The 17,538-nt window shown below is 64.0% G+C and carries 14 protein-coding genes; 5 read left to right on the top strand and 9 right to left on the bottom strand.

Annotated features, from left to right (window positions below; translation table 11 throughout):
- Positions 1–7 precede the first annotated feature (7 nt).
- Positions 8–1,762, top strand: coding sequence for a GMC oxidoreductase (locus tag ATN37_RS13790; RefSeq protein WP_003940689.1), 1,755 nt, complete (start codon positions 8–10; stop codon positions 1,760–1,762).
- 69 nt (positions 1,763–1,831) lie between these two features.
- Here the strand turns inward: ATN37_RS13790 and ATN37_RS13785 are convergent, their stop codons facing one another.
- Positions 1,832–3,589, bottom strand: a complete 1,758-nt coding sequence (locus tag ATN37_RS13785) for an Ig-like domain-containing protein (RefSeq protein WP_003940813.1) — start codon at positions 3,587–3,589, stop codon at positions 1,832–1,834.
- A 51-nt stretch (positions 3,590–3,640) separates the two neighbouring features.
- Positions 3,641–5,410: an Ig-like domain-containing protein gene (locus ATN37_RS13780; protein WP_063316691.1), complete on the bottom strand. Its 1,770-nt coding sequence runs from the start codon at positions 5,408–5,410 to the stop codon at positions 3,641–3,643.
- 367 nt (positions 5,411–5,777) lie between these two features.
- Between ATN37_RS13780 and guaA the strand changes: the two genes are divergently transcribed.
- Positions 5,778–7,349 carry a glutamine-hydrolyzing GMP synthase gene (guaA, locus tag ATN37_RS13775; protein ID WP_007727510.1) on the top strand — a complete coding sequence of 524 codons (1,572 nt, stop codon included), beginning with the start codon at positions 5,778–5,780 and terminating at the stop codon, positions 7,347–7,349.
- A 55-nt stretch (positions 7,350–7,404) separates the two neighbouring features.
- On the opposite strand, the gene ATN37_RS13770 is transcribed toward guaA, so the two are convergent.
- Positions 7,405–7,638, bottom strand: a complete 234-nt coding sequence (locus ATN37_RS13770; RefSeq protein ID WP_003940832.1) for a hypothetical protein — start codon at positions 7,636–7,638, stop codon at positions 7,405–7,407.
- On the bottom strand, positions 7,635–9,020 hold the full coding sequence (locus ATN37_RS13765) for a PspC domain-containing protein (RefSeq protein ID WP_218695267.1): 1,386 nt from the start codon (positions 9,018–9,020) through the stop codon (positions 7,635–7,637). Before ATN37_RS13765 ends, ATN37_RS13770 begins: the two co-directional genes overlap by 4 nt.
- 236 nt (positions 9,021–9,256) lie before the next feature.
- Between ATN37_RS13765 and ATN37_RS13760 the strand changes: the two genes are divergently transcribed.
- From ATN37_RS13760 to ATN37_RS13750, 3 genes are read left to right on the top strand one after another with little or no spacing between them, the layout of a single operon-like run.
- A complete protein-coding gene (locus ATN37_RS13760; protein ID WP_037125680.1) occupies positions 9,257–10,537 on the top strand; it encodes an ATP-binding protein in 1,281 nt (426 codons plus the stop codon).
- Complete coding sequence (locus tag ATN37_RS13755) at positions 10,534–11,193, top strand: response regulator transcription factor (protein ID WP_003940972.1); 660 nt, start codon at positions 10,534–10,536, stop codon at positions 11,191–11,193. The genes ATN37_RS13760 and ATN37_RS13755 overlap by 4 nt, the downstream gene beginning before the upstream one ends.
- Before the next feature lie 49 nt (positions 11,194–11,242).
- Positions 11,243–12,697 (top strand): MFS transporter, encoded by a 1,455-nt coding sequence (locus tag ATN37_RS13750; RefSeq protein WP_218695265.1) that lies wholly within the window; start codon positions 11,243–11,245, stop codon positions 12,695–12,697.
- Here ATN37_RS13750 and ATN37_RS13745 read toward each other — a convergent pair.
- The 5 genes from ATN37_RS13745 to ATN37_RS13725 form a co-directional block, all read right to left on the bottom strand.
- On the bottom strand, positions 12,694–13,902 hold the full coding sequence (locus ATN37_RS13745) for an MFS transporter (protein ID WP_030535124.1): 1,209 nt from the start codon (positions 13,900–13,902) through the stop codon (positions 12,694–12,696). The genes ATN37_RS13750 and ATN37_RS13745 overlap by 4 nt on opposite strands.
- 188 nt (positions 13,903–14,090) lie before the next feature.
- Positions 14,091–15,485 (bottom strand): cell wall metabolism sensor histidine kinase WalK, encoded by a 1,395-nt coding sequence (locus ATN37_RS13740; RefSeq protein WP_218695263.1) that lies wholly within the window; start codon positions 15,483–15,485, stop codon positions 14,091–14,093.
- Positions 15,482–16,180 (bottom strand): response regulator transcription factor, encoded by a 699-nt coding sequence (locus ATN37_RS13735; protein WP_003940940.1) that lies wholly within the window; start codon positions 16,178–16,180, stop codon positions 15,482–15,484. Before ATN37_RS13735 ends, ATN37_RS13740 begins: the two co-directional genes overlap by 4 nt.
- 75 nt (positions 16,181–16,255) lie before the next feature.
- Positions 16,256–16,897: a phosphatase PAP2 family protein gene (locus ATN37_RS13730; RefSeq protein ID WP_047270193.1), complete on the bottom strand. Its 642-nt coding sequence runs from the start codon at positions 16,895–16,897 to the stop codon at positions 16,256–16,258.
- A 2-nt stretch (positions 16,898–16,899) separates the two neighbouring features.
- A complete protein-coding gene (locus tag ATN37_RS13725; protein ID WP_218680941.1) occupies positions 16,900–17,484 on the bottom strand; it encodes a M15 family metallopeptidase in 585 nt (194 codons plus the stop codon).
- Positions 17,485–17,538 lie beyond the last annotated feature (54 nt).

Below are 17,538 nucleotides of genomic sequence, written 5' to 3'. Positions count from 1 at the left end.
TGTCCTGATGGGCAAGCAACGGGCAACGGACTACGACGTACTGATCGTCGGATCCGGGTTCGGCGGAAGCGTGAGCGCGCTTCGTCTCGTGGAGAAGGGCTACAAGGTCGGCGTCATCGAAGCCGGCCGACGGTATGCCGACGAAGATTTCGCGAAGACCAGTTGGGATCTCAAGAAGTTCCTCTGGGCTCCGAAGCTGGGGTGCTTCGGCATTCAGCGCGTGCACCTGTTGCGCGACTGCCTCATTCTCGCGGGCGCAGGCGTCGGCGGCGGGTCGTTGAACTACGCCAACACGCTGTACCAGCCGCCGGAGCCGTTCTTCCAGGACAAGCAGTGGGCGCACATCACTGACTGGCGAAGCGAGCTCACCCCGTACTACGAGCAGGCTCAGAAGATGCTCGGCGTCGTGCAGAATCCGCACATGACGCCCGCTGACGAGATCATGAAGTCCGTCGCCGACGACATGGGCGTCGGCGACACGTTCATCCAGACCCCTGTCGGCGTCTACTTCGGTGAGCCGGGCAAGAAAGCGAAGGACCCGTACTTCGGCGGCGTCGGACCCGAGCGCACCGGTTGCATCGAGTGTGGCGAGTGCATGACGGGCTGCCGTCACGGAGCGAAGAACACGCTCCTCAAGAACTATCTGGGCCTTGCCGAGACAGCCGGCGCCGAGATCATTCCGATGACCACCGTGTCCGGGCTTCGTGAGGCTCGCGACGGTTCGTGGGACGTGTTCACCGAGCGAACCGGTGCATTCGGACGAAAGAACCGCCGCACCTACACGGCTGCGAACGTCATTCTCGCGGCCGGAACGTGGGGCACTCAGCATCTGCTCTTCGACATGAAGGACACCGGAGCGCTGCCCAAGCTCTCCGACAAGCTCGGCGAGCTGACTCGAACGAACTCCGAATCCATTGTCGGCGCAGGAAAGTACAAGGTCGATCCCGCACTCGACCTGACCCGCGGAGTGGCGATCACCTCGTCGTTCCACCCGAGCAGCGACACCCACATCGAGCCGGTCCGCTACGGCAAGGGATCGAACGCGATGGGCCTGTTGCAGACCTTGATGACGGACGGCGGCGGCAAGACGCCCCGATGGATCAAGTTCCTCGGTGTGGTTGCGAAGAATCCGTACCAGATGTTGCGCATGTTGACGGTCAAGGACTGGAGTGAGCGCACGATCATCGCGTTGGTCATGCAGAACCTCGACAACTCCATCACCACGTACACGAAGAAGGGCCTGTTCGGTCGACGCAAGGTCACCAGCAAGCAGGGCCACGGTCAGCCGAACCCGACGTGGATCCCGGAAGGCAACGAGGCGACGCGTCGAGTTGCCGAGAAGATCGACGGCGTCGCGGGCGGCACGTGGGGCGAGATCTTCAACGTTCCACTGACGGCGCACTTCCTCGGCGGTTGCGCTATCGCGTCGGATTCCGATCACGGCGTCATCGATCCGTACCACCGCGTGTACGGCTACCCGACGCTCAGCGTCGTCGACGGCGCAGCGGTCTCGGCCAATCTCGGAGTTAATCCGTCGCTGACCATTGCCGCTCAGGCCGAGCGCTCGGCCTCGCTGTGGCCGAACAAGGGGGAGACCGACCTGCGTCCCGCCCAGGGCAGCGGCTACGAGCGTTTGGCTCCGATTGCACCCAAGTCGCCTGTGGTGCCGGCGTCGGCTCCGGCCGCGCTGGTCCTGCCGATCGTGAAGATCACCGGCGGCAAGACAGCTACCGCTGTTCCGGCGGAGCCGGCAGCCGGATAGTTCGCCGCGAACGAAGATGGGGCGTGTCGTCGAGGATTCGACGACACGCCCCATCTCTGTTTCAGAGTGTCAGCCTCCTAGTGACCCGAACAGAGTGCCGAGGTCGAGGCTGCCCGTCCCGCCTCCGGGCCCGCCGTCCGTATCGCCGGGGACGGTCAGAGTCTGCGGCGCGGATGCGGAGGCCGTGTAGCCCGAAGCGCCCACGAATTCGGCGGTGACACTGTAGGTCCCGGAGTTGTAGAAGGTGGCCGGTACCGTTGCGACACCGTTGACCACGTCGACCGGTCCACCGATGAGGGTGTCACCGACCTTGAACTGGACCTTGCCCGTGGCGCCGGACGGATCGACCGTTGCCTTGAGCGTCACCGGGGTGTTCTTCTGAACAGTTCCGACAGCGTCGAGAACCGTGGTCGTCTCGACGTCAGCCGGAGCCGGCGTCGTCACACTGACCGGGAATGCCGGGGCAGCGGACGGCGCGAATCCTGGTGAGCCCGTGAACTTCGCGACAACCTTGTGCGTTCCGGTCGAGGTGAAGGTGTACGGAGCGACGGCAACTCCGTCGGTTCCGACCGGAGCACTGACCGTTTCGGTGCCGTCGACGATGAAATCGACGGTGCCGCCGGTACCCTGCGGATCGACCTTGGCAGTCAGGTTGACGTCCTGTCCGACCTTCGCGGTCGACGGCGACACCGTGGCGGTAGTGGTCACGGCGTCCGGCGGTGCATCGGTCGTGACGGTCACGATCTTGGCCGACGCCGACGTCGACGCCAGGAACCCGGGGGCTCCGCTGTAGCTCGCGGTGATGGAGTGCGGTCCGTCCTCGGTGAAGGTCGGGGAGATGCTGGCCGACCCTCCGGTTACCGGCACGGCGTCCTCGAGTGGGTTGTCGCCGTCGAAGAACTGGACGGTTCCACCGTTTGCGCCGCCGCTCACGTTGGCTGACAGGGTGACGGGAGTTCCGTTCTTGGCGTTGGCCGGTCCGACGACTGTGGTGGTGGTTGCCTTGTCCGCCTCGATGATCCGCGTCGTGGCGAGGGGGCCTGCGCCGCTGTTGAGCGGACCGTTCTCGGCGTCACGCGGGGTGCATCGCGTGGGTGCCCAGGCGGTGATGACCAGGGTGGCCTTGGGGAGGAACGTGAGGAAGTTGCGATCGTTGTTCCACGCTCCCGCGCTGCCGCCGGTGCGTACCTTCATCGCGACGTCCCCTGAATCGCCGGCCTTGAGAACTGCCTTGACCTGGGGGAGCTGGAACTGCGTGTAGCCGTCGGCATTGTTGGAACCATCGACGTTCTTGCCGGTCGCCTTGACGACGATGCCGCCCTCGGAGTTGATGCTCGAGCTGGGGCTGTTTCCGATGACCTGGTTGTTTCCGGAGAGGCGCAGAATCGTTCCGTTGGGATCGACGTTGCCGTTCTCGTTGACGCGCAGGATGTTCGGCGCTACACCGCTGAGCCCCGCCGAAGTGCCGGGGACGATGGTGGCTTCCACCAGGGTGGCGTTCGCAGGAACGTCGACGTCGACCTTGATGCGGGAGACGTTCTGGACGGTCGCCCCCGAAGCGGAGCCGGGAAAGGCGATCGGGCCGGGTTGGATGGTGACTTCGAAGGTTTCACCGGCGCCGATGGATTCCGGTGCGTCGACGATGACCGAGCCGGACTGTGACTGCGTGGTCGGACCGGCGACAGCGGACGGGGTTGCCAGGCAACTCGTGCCGAAGGTTGTTGTCACGGGGGCCGCTGATGCGGGGATTCCCGCGAGGATGACGCCACTGGCGAGTGCCGTGGCGGCGATCGGCGCCGCGATGCGACGTCTGGAGTACACGAACATGGATTCTCCTGAGCTGGGTACGGGAGTGGTGTCCAAAGCTGATGTGGGGGACTAGCTTCCGAAGAGCGGGATGAGGCCGCTGAGCGAACCGGTGTCCACGCTTCCGGTGCCGCCGCCGTCGGTCGGTGCGGTGCCGACCTGCACGACGGTCGGGCCGGAGACGGAGTTCTTCCAACCGGCGTCGCCGACGAAGTTGGCAGTGAGGCCGAACGTTCCCTCGTCGTCGAAGGTGTGCGTGAGTGTCGCGACGCCGTTGACGACGGCAACGGGTGCGCCGATGGGCGTCGTGCCGGACTTGAACTGGATCATTCCGTTTGCTGTTCCGGGTGCGACGGTGGCCTTGAGCTGCAATGCCTTTCCGACCTGAGCCGAGCCGCTGACGGTCAGAGACGTCGTGGTGTCGGCGCGCGCGGGTTCGGGATCGGTCACGTTCACCGTGAACGACGTGGACGTGGAGCCGATGAATCCGGTTCCGCCGGAGAACTCTGCCGTCACGGCTGCAGCGCCCGCTGATGCGAAGGTGTGCGGGAGGATCGCGACGCCGTCACCCGTGCCGACCGGTGCGGTACCGACCTCGGCGCCGTCGACCTTGAACGTCACGGTTCCGCTGCTCGGGATGGGGGAGACGGTGGCCGAGAGGTTGGTCGGTTCACCGACAACAGCGGTGAGTGGTTCGACAACTGTGGTCGTGGTTCCCCAGTCGGGATCGCTGACGTCGAGTTGGGTTGCGGTGGAGACGGAATCGCCGTAACCGGCCTCGCCGGTGAACACTGCGGTGAAGCTGTGGGTGCCCGAAGCGTCGTAGCTGCGGGTCAGGGAAGCCGTCCCGTTGACTACAGCCACCGGTGCGCCGAGGTTGGTCTCGCCGTCTTTGAACTGCACCGTGCCCACGGCGTTTGCCGGTGTGACGACAGCGCTCACGGTGATGCTGTCACCTACCAGCGCGGCGTTCGGGGCCGAGATCGTGGTGGTGGTGTCCGCGGAGACGTCGACGGTCTGGACTCCGGAGGTCGAGCTGTGGAATCCCGGACCGGCGTTGTACGCGGCGGTGATGTCGTGGGCGCCGACGCTGTCGAAGGTGTGGGAGAGGGTGGCGCTACCGCCCGAGACCGGGACCGGCGAGCCGATGTCGTTGCCGCCGTCCTTGAACTGGACGGTGCCGCTCGCGTCGGACGGAGAAACTGTCGCGGTCAGGTCGACCGGCGTGCCGACCTTCGCCGTTGCCGGTGCAACCAGTGTGGTTCCGGTGGCGACAGACGGGTCGACTACCTGGACGTTGACGTTGATCGGGTTGAGACCCTGCTGTGTGCTGAAGGCGTTGACGTCGAAGAGCATGCCGCTGTCGTACGTCCCGAATGCTGTGCCGACGGGGACCGTGTAGGTCGCTTCCAGCGTGACGGGTTGGTTCTTCTTGACGACGAATCCACCGACCAGGAAGGTGCAGCCGCTCGAGCACTTCGCGGAGACTCCGCCATCTGATTCGTTGCTGATCGTGGCCCGGTTGGTCACCCCCAGGTAGGTGGCCTTGGCGCTGCCCGGCACGAGGACGAATCCTGCGGGCGGGATGTCACGGATCTTTGCGATCGACCGTTCGATGCCGCTTTCGTTGTGCTTGATCTCGGTCTTGTACGTGACGGTGTCGCCTGGGTGAACTGCCGCGTTCCCGATGACACTCTTCGTGAAGATCAGGTTGTCGGTCGTGCCGGTGAAAGTGGTCGGCGGGGCTTCGTCAGCAGTGGCCGGCGTGCCGAGGACTAGAAGTCCGGCGGCAGCCGTCACAGCCGCGACAGGTATGGCGAGTCGTCGTATGAATCGACGCACAGGTCCTCCTCGAGGTGAGCGCCGTTCGGCGGCGCCGGCCGTTTGCGATCGTGATCCTGATCACTTGACGGGCGAGATTACCTTTACTGGACGTTTGGTTGAGGCGAATCGGTCAAACGTCCAGAAAATTCACCCTTCGTCCATTTCGGGCTCTGGCCTGCGATGATGCTGCCGAATTGATTGCCGAAGCTAAGGTGCGGGTGATTGGGGCGCCGTTGACCTGGACGGTGGTCTAGATCCGCGCGAGGTCGCTGCGCAGTTCTGAGGGGCGGCCTTTGTAGTGACGTACCTCGCGCTCGCTCGGTCGAGTAGCGGGCTGAGTCCATGCATGCGCAGAAGCGCTGGCTGCGGCGATTAGACTGCACCTGTGGCAGATATCGAGCAGCAGAGACCAGTTCTTGTCGTCGACTTCGGGGCGCAGTACGCGCAGTTGATCGCACGGCGAGTTCGCGAAGCCAAGGTCTACTCGGAGGTGATTCCGCACACCACGACCGTCGAGGAGATCGTGGCCAAGAACCCCTTGGCTGTTGTGCTCTCGGGTGGGCCCTCGAGTGTTTACGCAGACGGTGCTCCCAAGCTTGATCCCGCACTGTTCGATCACGACATTCCGGTTTTCGGAATCTGCTACGGATTCCAGGCAATGGCAGGCGCCCTGGGCGGCACCGTCGCCGAGACCGGTACCCGCGAATACGGCCGTACCGACATCGCGGTATCCGGCGGATTGCTCCACGACGGTCTTCCCTCGACGCAGCCGGTATGGATGAGCCACGGTGACGCCGTCACCGAAGCGCCTTCCGGCTTCGAGGTGACCGCGACGAGCGACGGTGCTCCCGTCGCGGCGTTCGAGGACCGCGCCCGCAAGCTCGCCGGTGTGCAGTACCACCCTGAGGTTCTGCATTCCCCGCACGGTCAGCAGGTCCTGAGCCGCTTCCTGCACGAGATTGCCGGTATTCCGGCAGCGTGGACGGCGTCGAACATCGCCGATGCGCTGATCGAGCAGGTTCGCGAGCAGGTCGGAGACGGACACGCCATCTGTGGTCTGTCCGGTGGCGTCGACTCCGCTGTCGCTGCGGCTTTGGTTCAGCGCGCAATCGGCGACCGGTTGACATGCGTCTTCGTCGATCACGGTTTGATGCGAGCCGGTGAGCGCACGCAGGTCGAGCAGGATTTTGTCGCGGCAACCGGCGCTCGTCTGATCACCGTGGATGCCGCGGACACCTTCATCGGTGAGCTGGCAGGCGTCACCGATCCCGAGACCAAGCGCAAGATCATCGGCCGCGAGTTCATCCGCAGCTTCGAAGGCGCAGTCAGTGATGTTCTGGGCGAGAACGCATCTCATGGTGCGACCGTCGACTTCCTCGTCCAGGGCACGCTCTACCCGGACGTCGTGGAGTCGGGCGGCGGCACGGGAACTGCAAACATCAAGAGCCACCACAATGTCGGCGGGCTGCCGGAAGACCTGCAGTTCAAGTTGGTTGAACCGTTGCGTCTGCTGTTCAAGGACGAGGTCCGTGCAGTGGGCCGCGAACTCGGCCTGCCCGAAGAGATCGTCGGACGCCAGCCGTTCCCCGGTCCCGGACTCGGTATCCGCATCATCGGTGAGGTCACCCGCGATCGCCTCGAGATCTTGCGTCAGGCAGATTCCATTGCGCGCGAAGAGCTTACGTCTGCAGGCTTGGACGGAACCATCTGGCAGTGCCCGGTCGTTCTCCTTGCCGACGTCCGAAGCGTGGGCGTGCAGGGTGACGGCCGGACGTACGGTCATCCGATCGTGCTGCGTCCGGTCTCGAGTGAAGATGCGATGACCGCGGACTGGACGCGTCTGCCGTACGAGACCCTCGAGCGCATCTCGACTCGAATCACCAACGAGGTTGCGGACGTGAACCGCGTAGTCCTCGACGTGACGAGCAAGCCGCCGGGAACTATCGAGTGGGAGTAAAAACAACTGTGCGCCTTTATTAACCCCCCGCGGTTAATAAAGGCGCACAGCAGTTTTACTTCCGGTTGCGCCGATTCGGCAGAATCACCAGCAGTAGTCCTGCCACGACGGCGGCACCGACGAACAGCCAACGGAATTGAATGTTCGCTGCCGGCGCCAGGGAGAACGGCCCGACCAACGCCCACACACTGACCAGAAGTGCGGCCAGTCCGGCGATCAGCAGAAGTGCCGAGGGGCGCTTGGATTCTCGGGTCTCGTCGTGCTCTGTGGTCTCGTCGTATTCGCTCATGATTGCGTCACCTTCAGACTGCCGAACGTTGCTTTGGCGTTGATGGTCAGTGTGGGCGAATCCGGTGTCGCCTCGCGGCCCCGGTGTACTCCGCCGTCGAGGCAACCGGATCCGTCACCCATGACGACGGTGCAGCTGTTCTTGACGTTGACGGTTGGTGGCACCATGACGACGAACTCACCGAACGACGCCGCGACGTCGATGGTCTTGTCCTCGGTGAAGTCGACCCCGTTGAGGTCGAGAGTGAAACTTCCGAAGGCTCCCGAGTACGACGGATCCAACTCGGAAGCGGTTGCCGGAGTCCATCTTTGCTCACCCGAGGCGTCGAAATCGATCGGGTAGACCAACGAGGCGAGAAGCACGAAACCCACGAGCGGTCCGGTGACGACCAGCAGGCCGTACCCCTTGCGGAAGAATGCCCCGAGGATCAGGCCGAGCGCGATGACGGCGAGTCCGACAGCACCGACTCGGCCGGGAGTGAACCACTCGTTGCCGGTTGCCGCGCCCGCTGCCCCGGTGACGGCGGCGACGATGATCGCGAGTCCGAGCACTGTCAGCGTCCATCGCGAGCGACGCTTACGTGGTGGCAAAGGCAGCAGCGGCGTGGCTTTGACTGCCGGGTCCGGGAGATCCCAGGCGAACGGAGCGACGCCGAGCGGATCCCAGGAGGGCGGTGTGATGGCGGCCTCGCCGATCACCTCGGTCGGATTGGCGGCGGCTGAAGCGCTCGGGTCCTTCGACAGGTTGATCGTCGGATGATCGGCCTGAGATTGCGGTGACTGTTCGGCCGGCCGTTCCTCGGGCACGTAGGTGTCGGGGAGTTTTGTGTACGGCGTGTACACGGGCGGCCGATTGGGTGCGAAGTATCCGGGAGTGAACGGCCCGGGCGTGAATCCCGTGCCTGGATACGCGGTACCCGCGCCGACGTACGGTGACGTGCTCTGTGGCAGCGCAGGCGGGACCGGCGCTCGTTGGTAGAGCAGCCACAGGCCTCCGACCATCAGAATCAGCCCGATCAGACCGGAACCACCCAGGCCGACGCCGACAGGCCCGACGGTCGTAGCCGCGATGGCGAGAGCCACCAACAAGACGATGGTCTTGGTACTGGAATCGGAGCTGTGTCCGCGGCCCATCAACGACTGTGCGGGGGACGATCCGTCACCGGCGCGGGCGAGTACCAACCACCCGGCGAGGTAGAGAAGGATGCCTGAGCCGCCGAAAATAGTGGAGGCCACAAACGCGACACGTACCAGAATGGGGTCGATGCCGTACCGGTATCCGATTCCGGCGCATACCCCGGCCACGTGACCTTGTGCCGGCAGACGCACGGGGCGGGTCCGCCACAGATCCTGGATCTGTTCTTGGAAAGTCGGATTGTTCATGAATCAATCCTGGCTTCCGGGGCGGCCTCCGCGCATCAGGGCCAACCCTGATCTTTGTGACGATCGGGGCCAGGGGCGCCGCCCTGATTCAGGGTTGGACCCTGATGTGAGTCCGAGTGGTTCGTGCCAGTATCGACTATGTGCAATATCTGTCAGATCCGCCGTTCGTCAGCGGTCCCGCTCCCGGGTTCACGGGAGGCCCGCCCGTCAACGGGGTACCGGTGCATGCCGTACCCATGAAGAAGGGTGTGCCCATCCCGGGCGGTGTTCCATTGCGAAAGCTGGAGCGGCGCTCCGGCGGTCGCATCGTCGCCGGTGTTGCAGGCGGTATCGCCGATCATCTCGGGATCGACGTTCTGAAGGTTCGAGTCGCCTTCGCGATTCTGGCGGCGATGGCTGGATCCGGCATCGTGATTTACGGCGCCCTCTGGATCTTCACCTCCGCCGGCACGGACACCCAGAAGCCGTCCGCGGCCGAGCGGCAGCGGGCGTACGGCTTGATCGCACTCGGATTGGGCGGCGCAGCCGCGTTGTCCTGGCTGTTCAGCGGCACGGCGGGTTCGGTGCTCGCACCGTTCTTCGTCGTCGCGATCGGTGCCGCTTTGGTGTGGCGCGAGTTCGACTCCGACGGTCCCCGGACCGTCATCGGCTTGCCGCAGCGGCCTACCGTTCTCACGTGGGCGCGGGTGGTCGGGGGAGCGACGTTGATCATCTTGGGTCTCGGCGTCGTCGTCCTCGCTCAGGTCGACCTCGAAGCACTGCGCTCGTCCCTGCTGGCCGTGGTTGTGACGCTGATCGGTGTCGGTTTGTTGACGGTGCCGCTGTGGCTGCGGATGTGGCGGGCTCTCGGCGCCGAGCGTGCGGCCCGAATTCGCAACGACGAACGTGAAGAGATCGCCTCGCATCTGCACGACTCCGTACTTCAGACGTTGGCGCTGATTCAGAAGCAGTCCGACAATCCGCAAGAGGTGGCGCGCCTGGCCCGTGGTCAGGAACGCGAGCTGCGCAAGTGGTTGTTCAGCGGCGGGGATATCGACCACACGAGCCTGACCGAAGGTCTGAAGATCATCGCCGGTGAAGTGGAGGACCAGCATGGCGTCACGGTCCGGCCCGTCACGGTCGGCGACGTACAACTCGAAGGCGAAGGCGTCGAGAACGGTCTGCCCAAGGAAGCGTTCACCGCGCTCCTCGGTGCGACGCGTGAAGCTCTCGTGAACTCGGCAAAGCACTCGGGGGAGAAGGAAATCAATCTTTTCGCCGAGGTCGAGGGCGACCAGGTCAGTGTGTTCGTTCGTGATCGCGGAGTCGGATTCGACGTCAATGCGGTGCCGGAGGACCGTCAGGGTTTGGCCAAGTCGATTCGTGGTCGCATCGAGCGACGGGGTGGCCGCGTCGTGGTTCGATCCGACATCGGAAAGGGCACCGAGATCCGCGTGCACATGCCGCTCGGTGACTCTGCTCTAAAGTGGGACCAGACTGCTGACCGTGTCGACAACCCCGAGGAACAGCCCCAGTGACTTCGCTTGCGCCGCCCCCGTACCGCGTATTTCTTGTCGACGATCATGCAGTGTTCCGCTCCGGGGTGAGGGCGGAACTCTCGCGCGAGGCAGACATGGACGTAGTCGGTGAAGCCGGTGGCGTCGCTGAGGCGATCGCGGGTATCAACTCGACGAAACCGCATGTCGTTCTGCTCGATGTCCACATGCCTGACGGTGGTGGAGTGGCAGTTCTGCGCGGAATCGATTCCGGCCCGGTGTGCTTGGCGCTCAGCGTTTCCGATGCGGCCGAGGACGTGATCGCGGTGATCCGCGGCGGTGCGCGCGGGTACGTGACCAAGACGATCTCGGGATCCGAGCTGGCCGAGGGTGTACGACGCGTTGCCGGTGGTGACGCAGTGTTCGGGCCTCGCCTGGCAGGCTTCGTACTGGACTCCTTCACCGGGCGTTCCAACGCACCCGAGCCGCAACTCGATCCGGAACTCGACTCGCTGACTCCGCGAGAACTCGAAGTGCTCAGATTGCTGGCACGTGGGTACACCTACCGTGAAATCGCCGAGGACCTGGTGATTTCCGTGAAGACGGTCGAGACTCACGCATCGAACGTCCTGCGAAAGACTCAGCAGTCCAATCGCAATGCGTTGACGCGTTGGGCACATCGCCGCCAGATCGACTGAATTCCCGCGCGCTCTTTCGCGATTGCGTGTGAAGGCGCACCATGGACCGATGACGGAACCACTGGCGCTCGCGTCGAAGCGTGGGCGTTGGGTTGTCGCCGCCACCGTTCTCGGCTCGAGCATGGCTCTCCTCGACGGCACTGTCGTCAACATTGCTCTTCCTCACATCGGTGAAGAACTGGGTTCCGGTGTCGCCGGACTGCAGTGGACGCTCAGCGGTTACACCTTGGCCTTGGCGTCGCTGATTCTGCTCGGGGGAGCGCTCGGTGATCGTTGGGGTCGGCGACGGGTATTCGTGTGGGGGACGGTCTGGTTCGCGGTCGCGTCGTTGCTCTGCGGAATTGCACCGGACATCACGTTTCTGGTGATTGCACGAATCCTGCAGGGAGTGGGAGCTGCGCTCTTGACACCTGGCAGCCTTGCCATCATCTCCGCGTCACTTCGTGAGGAGGACCGCGGCGCGGCAATCGGATTGTGGTCGGGTTTAGGTGGTGTTGCCGGCGCCATCGGACCGCTTTTCGGTGGTTGGCTGGTGGAAGTGGCGGGATGGCGATCGGTATTCCTGCTCAATATCCCGCTGGCGATCGTCGTGGTGTGGGTAGCGGTGCGCCATGTACCGGAGAGCCGCGACCCGCATCCGCCCGAGCACCTGGACGTGGTCGGATCTGCCTGCGCAGTAGTCGGTCTCGGCGCACTGACGTACGGGCTGATCGAGGTCAACCTGATAGTCGGGCTGATCGGAGTGATCGCGCTCTGCCTGTTCGTCGTGGTGGAACGACGCTCACCGAGTGCCCTTGTGCCGCCGTCCCTGTTCCGTTCGCGGATGTTCGTCGCGGCCAATCTGGTGACCCTTGCGGTCTATGCGGCGCTGGGCGGTGTGTTCTTCCTGCTCGTGCTGCAACTGCAATTGGTTGCCGGGTACTCGCCGGTGGCTGCCGGCGTCGCAACGGTACCGATCACCGTGGCATTGCTGCTGTTGTCTTCGCGCGCGGGCAGTTACGCGCAGACGCATGGACCGCGATTGCCGATGACGGTCGGGCCCGCCGTTGCCGCGGTGGGGTTGGTGTTGATGACGCGGATCGGCCCGGATGCGTCGTACCTGACCGTCGTGCTGCCGGGAGTTCTGGTGTTCGGGCTCGGCCTGGCGGTGATGGTCGCGCCGTTGACCGCCGCGGTGCTTGGTTCGGTACCGGTGGAGCAGTCCGGAATCGCATCCGGTGTGAACAATGCCGTTGCTCGCACGAGCCAACTTCTTGCCGTCGCGGCCTTGCCTGCCCTCGTGGGTATCGACGCCGAAAGTCTGGTCGATCCGACGAGTTTCTCCGACGGGTTCCGGTACGCGATGTACATCTGTGTGGCACTGCTGTTGATCGGTGCAGCGATCGCCGCGACGCTGATCCGAACTCCGACAGTAGAGCCTGTTCAGGAAGCGGATTCGGTTGCCTGCAAGCCGCATTGTGATCTGACGGGACCTGCAGTGCAACCGAATCCGATGAGGGACTAGACGCTGATGTCGCGATCGCGGCTGGGCACCAAGGGAATTGCTGCGGCGGGAAATGCCGCGACTATCGCGAAGGCGAGCGGGTAGCCGACCGCGCCGATCAGCGCACCGACCACCGGGCCCACTGCTGACGCGGCAATGAACTGCCCGGTGTTCTGTGCGCCCAATGCTTTTCCTTGCCATTTCGGCCCGGCAGCTTCGGCGACGGAAGTGAATGCCAAACCGTTGTCGGCGACGCTGATAGTGGTTGCCAGCAGCAGGATCAAGGCGGGAACGCCCCAAGGCGCTGCGCCGGCTGCCGCCATTGCCAACATGACCGCAGACGCGGAGACGGCAACCAACCGCAGCGGGCCTACTCTGCTTCCGGCGCGATCACTCCAGATGCCGACAACGATGCGTCCGAGTGCACCCACGAACTGGGAGATCCCGATCAGGAGCCCAGCGGGCGCAGCGTCCCATCCTTGCTCGCTGATCAGCCAGACCAGACCGAATGTCGAGAGGGTGAACTGCGGAAACACCAGCAGTGCCGAGACGACGTGAATGCGCCACAGGAACCAGTTCGAGCGATAAGGATTTACCGTTTCGACCGGGATGTCTGTGGGCCGCGCCGCCGGCCGCGGGGGATTGATCAATGCGACGGCGCAGATCAGGGCGAGAACGCCGTTGAGAGCTACCGACAGTCCGACGGCCGAACCGATTCCTACGTTAGCAGCGAGAGTCGGGATGGTCAGCGACGCGATGGTCACGCCCAGGGGCTGTGACATCTGCCGGATTCCCATCGCGAGGCCGCGCCGATCCTTGGGAAACCAGCCGACCACAACACGTCCACTGGCAGCGTTGGTGCTCGCCGCAGCCATTCCGCCCAGCAGAAATGCGATCCCGAGGAGGGTGTAGTTGTCGGTGGTGGTCGCGGCCAGCGCGGCGATCGCCGTCAGGCCGAGCCCGATGGAGATGACCCATTTCTCGCCGAATCTGTCAGCCATCGCTCCCCACGCCACCAGCGTGAGAACCATGCCGAAAGTGGGTGCAGCGGCCAGAGTTCCGGCCTGCGTCAACGAGAGGCCGTGCTCGGAATGCAGCAGCGGGATCAAAAAGGCGGGGGTGCTGACGAAGACGGTGCCTGCGGCCTGGGCTGCGACGCCGATTCCGAGCATCGTCCACGCCTTCGGGGAGACGGCCGTCTTTTCCAGCCGCGACGCCTGCGTCATGGTGCCCTCCGATCTCTACGCTGTTCGACGATGCCGACGCTACTCGCGTGGTTTCACATGTTGAAACCAGAATCCCACTATTTGGTCAAACGCGGACGGTTCAGGGTGCGAAGTGCCCACCCCTTTTCGAGCGAACGGTACGACGATCGCCTTGGGTGCGCCGAAAGGTACGTTCGCTCGGGAAGGGGTCAGCGACGGGGCAGGCGAACCGTGAAGACCGTGCGACCATCCACCTGGTCGACGCCGATGGTGCCGCCGTGCAGGTGCACGTTCTCGACGGCGAGCGAGAGTCCGAGTCCGCTGCCCTCGCTGCGTCCGCGCGCGGTGTCGACCTTGTAGAACCGCCGAAAGATCGCCTGCCGGTCTTCGGGTGAGATGCCGGGGCCGTGGTCGACGACGGTGATGACGGAGAAACCGGATTCGACGCTCAACTCGACGCGAACCGGGGGTGCCCCGTGGCGCAGTGCATTGCCGACGAGGTTGGCGACGACAATGTCGATCCGACGCGAATCGACTCTGGCGCTGACACTTTCGGGTGCGCGCAGTTCGACGGTATCTGTCCATCCGCGGCTCTCGAGTGTGCGCTCGGTCAATTCGACGAGGTCGACGTCGTCGAGGACGAGGTGCGCTTGCTGAGAGTCGTGGCGAGACATTTCGATGAGGTCTTCGACAAGTCGAGTGAGCTTGCCGATCTCACTGCTCACGATGCGCGCGGCAGCGGCGGCGTCGGGCGGAAGATTGGGGATCTCTTCACGGAGGATCTCACTGACCGGCACCAGTGCTGCGAGCGGCGTCCGGAGCTCGTGGGAGACGTCGGCGACAAACCTTCTCGACTGCTCTTCCGATTCTTCCAGACCTCGGATGACCGCTTCGTTGCGAGCGACCATGTTGTTGAACGTTGTTGTGACCTGGGCGAGTTCGGCTACTCCGTCTTCGGGGAGTCGGACGCTGAGGTCGCCGTCGGCAGCACGGGCGGCCGCCTTGTCCAGGCGTTTGAGCGGACGGACAAGCGTCGACGCGATCCACAGCCCGAGTAGTCCGCTCACCAACACACCGGCGGCGAGGGTGAGGCCGACAGCTCGAAGCAGGTCGTCGAACTTGTCCTGCACTCCTACCAGCGGCCGGATGGTGACGGCTTTGACCAATGTCTCGTTGTCGTAGCTGTCGTCCGCGCTCATGTCCACGACATTGACGGACATTCCCAACATGATGCGCTGGGAGTCGAGCCTCTCGAAACGGATCAGCTTCGGACTGTCCAAACCTTCGTCGAAGCTGGGCGGAATGGTCGCCGCATCCACGGATCCTTGACGGATGACTTCGCCGTCGACGATCAGCGTCATGTCGGACTGGAAGATCTGTTGGAGGTTGGCAGGCGTCAACTCCTCTACCGGTGTTCCGTTGACGTATTGCAGTTCGTCGCGAAATTGTGCGGTCGCGACATCCTGAGCGTTGGAATAGATCCACGACCGTGCCATGAACGAGACGACACCCGCGGTTGCCCCGGCGATGATCACGACGATTGCGATGAACACGAGCACGAGCCTGGTTCGCAGACCGTCGACCTGAAGCCAGGTCGGTTTCATCGGGCTGGGCTGGTGTTGAAGCGATACCCGAACCCGCGCACCGTTTCGATGACGGTCGGTGCGGCCGGGTCGTCCTCGATCTTTCCGCGCAGCCGCTGCACTGCTGCATCGACGATTCTGGAATCACCCAGATACTCCTGGTCCCAGGCTGCGGACAACAACTGTCGGCGGCTCAGGACCTGTCCGGGGTTCTCGGTCAGCGCCAGGATCAGTCGGAGTTCGGTCGGGGTGAGGGTCAGCAGCATCCCGGCCTTGCGGACCTGCAGCGACGACCGATCCAATTCCAGGTCGCCGAACGTCTCTGCACCCGGCGTCGCATCCGGGCGCGTCGTTGCCGGTGCCGAGCGCCGCACGACGGCTTTGATACGAGCGTCGAGGACGCGCGGACTGGCCGGTTTGACGACGTAGTCGTCGGCACCGGCTTCCAGGCCGGCGACGGTGTCGATGTCGTCGGATCGGGCGGTCAGAATGATGATCGGGATCGAACTTCGGGTGCGGATACGTCGGCAGATCTCGTAACCGTCGGCACCCGGCAGCCCGAGGTCGAGTAGGACGAGGTCCGTGGCACCCAGGGCGTCGTCGAAATCACCGTTACCGTCGGGGCGATGGCTGACGTTGTGCCCGAGTCGGTTCAGTCCCAACGTGATTGCCTCGGCCACGGCTGGATCGTCTTCTATGAAAAGAATGCTCACCATGAGCTCACCTTGGACTCGCCATGATCAGGGGCCTTCTGCGGTCGGAGAAATCTCGGTCAGCCAAGGGTACAGGGGTCACACTCGCGAGAGTCGCTCGTTGCCTGAGTCTGCCAGCACCGCATGCCGGGCGACGCTGGTGTTCAACGGAAATGCCGACACAGCGAGGGTGTAGCAGCCGACGAGCAGTAGTGCACCGATCACGTCGCTCGGGCGGTGCCATTGCAGCACGACTACCGAGATCGCGGTTCCGATGGTGATCAGCGCACCGTTGACCGCAACGACCGCCCGCCACCTCGAGGGCGTGACGATCACGATCGCGCAGACCAGAGCAGCTATGGCCGTCAAAGTGCCGCTGGGGAAGGAATTGTGCATCACCAGACCGTTCAGGTCCGGTCGATCCAGCGATTGTTTGAGAACCCAGGCTGTCGTGATGGGGCCGAGGGTCACGACGACGACGCGTAAAGCTAGCGCAATCGGGTTGTTGCGCAATGTGATCATGAGCGCCACGAGCACTCCTCCCACTATCAGTATCGGGGTGACGAGGCCGATGAACTCGGCGGAGAACACGCTGAGGCGTTCGGAGGTGGCCGCGCCCACCATGAGTTGTTGATCGACGATCTGACCACCGGTCGTGTTGACCGCCAATTCGAATTCGACGACTCCGAGGATCAAGAGTGCCAGTGCGGCAATCAGTCTCGCTGGTTTGACTCGTGTCATGATCAGCCTTCCGCTCTCTCGTCCGAGGGGTTGCTCAGTTGTGGCGGGCATTCCCCGCCAGGAGTGGTTGCCAATTCGAAATGCCACATCTCGTTGGCGTAGGTCTGGCAGAGGCCGTAATCGCTGCCGTGCTGAATGAGCCAGTCGTCGGCGTCGGTCGGTCCGATGTCGACGGCCTGTCCACTGACATGCTTGGACAGGCTCGGCGAGTGCACCCACTTGGACGCTTCGTCCACGCTGCCGTACTTGACGACGGCTTCGTCGAACAGTCGCTGTTGGTATGCCGCGGACCGCCAACCCGACGTGACGTGCATGTCCACGCCGGATGCCTGTGCGTCGGCCGCTGCCGACTGGAGCGCCGCGAGCAGTGCGGAATCGAGACGGGCAAGCGCGGGCACATGAGTGTCCTGCAAGCTGATGCCGTCCTCGATCTCGCCGCCTGAGGGTCCTGAATCAGGCTGAGTGGCAAGGTAGTTACCGCTCTTCGGTTGTGCTTCTTCTGTGTACGAGCAGGAGCTGAGCGCGACCGCACCGAGCACGACTGCACCGAGTGCGATGAAGCGGATGATTCCGCGGTGGCTGGGCATACAACAGAGACTTCTCGGTCAGTGTCACCGGCAGGTGGTCACCGTTCGTCGACG

The sequence above is a fragment of the Rhodococcus sp. MH15 genome, from assembly GCF_019266045.1.
GTDB classification, from domain to species: domain Bacteria; phylum Actinomycetota; class Actinomycetes; order Mycobacteriales; family Mycobacteriaceae; genus Rhodococcus_F; species Rhodococcus_F qingshengii.
Note: the sequence above shows the minus strand (reverse complement) of the source record. Positions and strands in the feature narration are given on the sequence as shown.